Origin of the sequence: Amycolatopsis sp. NPDC089917 (assembly GCF_040684635.1) — a bacterium.
In the GTDB taxonomy this organism is placed as follows: Bacteria; Actinomycetota; Actinomycetes; order Mycobacteriales; family Pseudonocardiaceae; genus Amycolatopsis.
Genome location: NZ_JBFBGL010000091.1, coordinates 1 through 4,504 on the forward strand (window position 1 = coordinate 1; position 4,504 = coordinate 4,504).

General features: G+C 66.7%; 5 protein-coding genes and 1 tRNA gene. 2 read left to right on the forward strand and 4 right to left on the reverse strand.

Annotated features, from left to right (window positions below; genetic code table 11):
* Positions 1-489: 489 nt before the first annotated feature.
* Positions 490-563, reverse strand: a tRNA-Leu gene (locus AB0N89_RS37705).
* Between the two features lie 125 nt (positions 564-688).
* Between AB0N89_RS37705 and AB0N89_RS37710 the strand changes: the two genes are divergently transcribed.
* Entirely contained in the window at positions 689-910 is a 222-nt protein-coding gene (locus AB0N89_RS37710) for a DUF3618 domain-containing protein (protein WP_005165704.1), read from the forward strand.
* A gap of 3 nt (positions 911-913) precedes the next feature.
* On the opposite strand, the gene AB0N89_RS37715 is transcribed toward AB0N89_RS37710, so the two are convergent.
* Together AB0N89_RS37715 and AB0N89_RS37720 are read right to left on the reverse strand one after the other, a co-directional pair.
* Positions 914-1,324, reverse strand: coding sequence for a hypothetical protein (locus AB0N89_RS37715; protein ID WP_364215384.1), 411 nt, complete (start codon positions 1,322-1,324; stop codon positions 914-916).
* A 233-nt stretch (positions 1,325-1,557) separates the two neighbouring features.
* Positions 1,558-2,115: a helix-turn-helix domain-containing protein gene (locus tag AB0N89_RS37720; protein WP_364215440.1), complete on the reverse strand. Its 558-nt coding sequence runs from the start codon at positions 2,113-2,115 to the stop codon at positions 1,558-1,560.
* A gap of 121 nt (positions 2,116-2,236) precedes the next feature.
* Here AB0N89_RS37720 and AB0N89_RS37725 point away from each other — a divergent pair, with 121 nt between their 5' ends.
* A complete protein-coding gene (locus AB0N89_RS37725) occupies positions 2,237-3,697 on the forward strand; it encodes an NAD(P)/FAD-dependent oxidoreductase (protein ID WP_364215386.1) in 1,461 nt (486 codons plus the stop codon).
* Between the two features lie 65 nt (positions 3,698-3,762).
* Here AB0N89_RS37725 and AB0N89_RS37730 read toward each other — a convergent pair whose 3' ends face one another.
* Complete coding sequence (locus tag AB0N89_RS37730) at positions 3,763-4,233, reverse strand: helix-turn-helix domain-containing protein (protein ID WP_364215389.1); 471 nt, start codon at positions 4,231-4,233, stop codon at positions 3,763-3,765.
* Between the last annotated feature and the right edge of the window lie 271 nt (positions 4,234-4,504).

The following is a 4,504-nucleotide window of genomic DNA, read 5'->3' on the forward strand; positions in this document are numbered from 1 at the left end:
CTCCGTAGGGGGGTGTTTGGTTTTGGGGCCTCCTACCGGGGGGGGGGGGGGCGCGGCGGGGCTTGCGTCTGCGTCTTTGCCCAAACCAACCCGAATCGCCACTCACGACCAAGCTTCAGAGCAGAACGTCCCGAGCGCCACGTTCGAGACGGTGAGCGTCCCCAGCGTGGCGCTCGGGACACGCTGAATCCGCGGACTCGCCCTGACCGAAAGGGTCCGCGAATCACGCTCGCGTGGCCTGCCGATCGTCTGGTGGCCTTGGCTTGCGCCGTCACCAGGCGGGCTGAAGTCAGTGAACTGGCACCCGCTGGACAGGAGGCCGCGGAGGTTTCGGCGACCTCGGCCTGTACTTTCGTGCGGTCATCCGCAGGGAGTCGCAGGCGGCCTGCTCGCCCGCCGGGACGCGGCCGCTGGACGGGCTGTGGTCGTCACCGGATCCATGTCGGTCCCGGGGCGCAATCACGTCACTTGGCTGGTCGCTGACCTGGGTGGGCCCGGAGAGACTCGAACTCTCACTGGCACGGACCTAAACCGTGTGCCTCTGCCAATTGGGCTACGGGCCCCCAGTGCTGCCCCGAAATCGTAGCGTGCGACACGTTCGGCGTTTCTCGGCGTGGCCGATGCCACGGCCGGGGGTGGCGTCCTCTAACGTGGGCTACCAGCAAGTCCGTCGCGGCGAGGAGGACACGTGGCTCGCGATCCCGAGACCATCGAGCGTGAGATCGAGCAGGCCAGGAACGCGCTGGTCGCCACGCTCGACCAGCTGGGCACGAAGGCGAACCCCGCGAAGCTGGTGGATTCCGCGAAGACCGGTCTGCGCGCGAAGCTGGACGAGCCCAAGGTGAAGTACCCGCTCATCGGCGGGGCTGTGCTGATCGGCGTGCTGCTGATCCGCAAACTCCTGAAGTAGGTCTCAGGAGGTCTGGGCCGCCTTCGCGGGCGTCTTGGCCGGCTCGGACTTCTCTTCGGGCTTCGCCTCGTCGACGGCCTTCGGGAGTTCCTTGCCCTGGGGCACCGGGGGCTTGACGCCGGTCTTGTCCTTGGCCTTGCCGTTCGCCGGGGGAGGAACCTCGAGCGGTTCGATCTCCGGGAGCGTCAGCCTCGCCGTCATGTAGGCGGCGGTGAAGTCGAACGCACTGCCGTTGAGCAGGTGCACGACAGTCGACCGCTCCGGCGGGGACAGTTTTTCGACCAGCTGGTCGGCTCGGTCCCGCGCCGCGATGATGCCCGGCGCGCGACCGGTCAGTTCCTTGCCGGAGCCGCTGACCGTGACCTTCCAGTCGTCGTCCTCCTGGACGTACGACGCGGTGATCGGTTCGGTCATCCGCCTCACCCCTCTCCTCGCGAGCATGCGTCACTCTGTGGACTTCGCCACGCCCTCGTCATGACGCCACTTTCGGGTGGTGGCGCCCCCTCCTGACCGAGGCCGTGAAGGTCCATCAGAGTTTCTACAGTGTTATCGATACAGTAGGACAACTCTGTGTCACAAGACACTGGCGGCAATGTGCTCTGAGTGACGACCGAATGGCCTAATGCACGCGCATCTTCACAGTCGTTTCAACGGGCCCTCGCGGACAGGCCTGACCAGAGGACGTCCATCGCGTATTCGGTCGCCAATTCGGGGCTGACGTCCTCGTGTCGCTCGCACCAGATCGCGAGCCGCTCACACGCCCCGACGACGAACTCCGCGGACGCCTCGGCGCGCAGGTCGTCGCCCGATTCGAAGTAGCCGCTCATCAGCGCGGCGATCAGGTCGGTCTGCTGGCGCCGGGTCTGTTCGATCTCTTCGGCGGCGCCCGTGCCGATCAGGACCATCTCGTGGCGGAGCAGCGACCAGGCCTGCCGTCGTTCCCGGATGAAGACGAAGAAGGCGAGCAGGCCGCGCCTCAGCGCGTCCTCGGCGGACGTCGCGCCGACGGTCGCCCGTTCGGTGACCTCGCGCAGCGCCGTCCGCGACTGCTGGATGCAGGCCAGCAACAGCCCCTCTTTCGAGTTGAAGTACTCGTAGAGCATCGGCTTGGAGACCCCGACGCGCTCGGCGATGTCGTCCATCGAGGCCGTGCTGTAGCCGCGTTCGGCGAAGACTTCCTCGGCGATTTCGATCATCTGCCTCATCCGCTCTGCCCGGGGCATGCGTTTGCGCTTCGCCGTCGTCACCACGACACTCTACCGAAGGTAACCTACTTCGAGTAAGGTGAACTCCCGGTAACAGGTAATACGAGCGAGAGGTCGGGTCATGGGCAACCGCACCGAGACCGGTGTCGTCATCGTCGGAACCGGCTTCTCCGGGCTGGGCATGGCCATCCAGCTGCGGAAAGAGGGCCGCGAGGACTTCGTCATCCTGGAGAAGGCCGACGACGTGGGCGGCACGTGGCGGGACAACACCTACCCCGGCTGCGCCTGCGACATCCCCTCGCACATGTACTCGTTCTCCTTCGAGCAGAACCCCGGCTGGTCCCGGGCGTACTCGCCGCAGCCGGAGATCTGGCGCTACATGCGCGACGTCGCCGCGAAGTACGACCTCCACCGCTTCATCCGCTTCGGCCAGGAGATGACCGGCGCCCGCTGGGACGCCGACGAGAACCGCTGGCACGTCGCGTCCAAGTCCGGCGAGGAGTTCGTCGCGCCCGCGCTGGTCGCCGGGGTCGGCGCGCTGCACCTGCCGCAGATCCCGAAGCTGCCCGGCATCGAGCGCTTCAAGGGCCGGGCGTTCCACTCCGCGCAGTGGGAACACGACTACGACCTGGCGGGCAAACGGGTAGCCGTGGTCGGCACCGGCGCGAGCGCGATCCAGTTCGTGCCGCGGATCGCGAAGGACGTCGCCGAGCTGACGCTCTTCCAGCGCACGCCGCCGTGGATCATGCCGAAACCGGACCGCGAGATGCCGGAAGCGCTGCAGAAGGCGTTCGGTTCGGTGCCGCTGCTTCAGCGGGCTTTCCGCAACGTCCTCTACTGGGGCCTCGAAGCCCGCGCGATCGGCTTCAACGGGCAGCCGTGGGTGATGAAGATCGGCCAGCGCATCGCGCAGCGCAACATCTTCAAGAGCGTCAAAGACCCCGAGCTGCGCCGGAAGCTGACACCGGACTACACCATGGGCTGCAAGCGGGTGCTGGTCTCCAACGACTACTACCCGGCACTCGCGCGGGACAACGTCGACGTCGTCACCGACGGCGTGAAGGAGGTCCGCGAGCACAGCGTCGTCGACGGCGCCGGCGTCGAGCACGAGGTCGACGCGATCATCTACGGCACCGGCTTCCACGTCACGGACGCCTTCGACGACCTGGAGATCATCGGCCGCGACGGACGCAACCTCGGCAAGGAGTGGGCGGCCGAGGGCATGCGGACCTACCAGGGCATCACCGTGTCCGGCTTCCCGAACCTGTTCTTCCTGCTCGGCCCGAACACCGGACTGGGGCACAACTCCGTGGTGTTCATGATCGAAGCGCAGATCTCCTACGTCGCGCAGGCGCTGCGGCTCGCGCGGGGCAAGGCGCTCGACCCCCGGCCGGAGGCGCAGGAGCGGTTCAACGGCGAAATCCAGCGCAAGCTCGCCAAGGGCATCTGGACCCAGGGCGGCTGCATGAGCTGGTACCTGGACGCGAAGGGCGTCAACCGCACGATCTGGCCGGGTTTCACCTGGCGCTACTGGCTGGACACCCGCCAGGTGAAGCGCGAGGACTACGAACTCCTCGGCTGAAGCGGGGAGGGTCCGTGAAAGCCAAGATGGGGGGCATGGCCTTCACGGACCGGGGAACGCCGCGCTCATGAGGGGTTGAGCCGGCGAAGCCTTCCGATGAGATCGACGGTGGGGATGCCGCACAGTTCGGCCATCCGCTCCAGCGCCGCGAAGTCGAGATGGACCTCGGCGGAGCCGTTGTCGCCCGACCGCTTGAGCCGGTCGTCCGCCCACCGTCGCAGGGGGAGCAGCTCCTCCTGGTCGTCCTTGATCACCAGGCGCAGGTCGACCCGGACCCGGCCGGGTTCGTCCACGAACACCCGCCGGTGCACCTTGGCCAGCAGATCCTGTGGCAGCTCGTCCATCGCGACGCACAGTTCGACCAGCCGCACCACGGAACAGTGTCTGGTGCCCAGCTCGTAGGTGGCCAGCGTCTGGAGCGAGATCTCGCTCTGCAGATGCTGGTTCAGCTCCTTGCGTGTCCAGCCACGTTTGCGGCGGAGCTTGCGGAGCTCGTCTCCGAGTATCCGCTGATAGCTCTCAGCGTCGATCAGCACTCTCCCCGACCCCTCTTCTCCACCAGCTCGCCCCCTGTGACAAAAAGCGGCACGAGCGCACTCACGTGTATGAAAGTCGGCAGGTCGCCCGCTCTTACGCGGTTTCGGGGGTGCTTTTCATACCGATTTTGACCTGTTGGGCCGAACGGGTGAAGAAAGGCGCGCGGAGGGCCGTTTCTGTGGCCGTCAGGGTTCATCCGGGCCCCAGTGCCACCTGGGGCGCCGCGTCGCGAAAGCCACTTTCAGGACGTCAGATGTCCCGAAAGTGGCT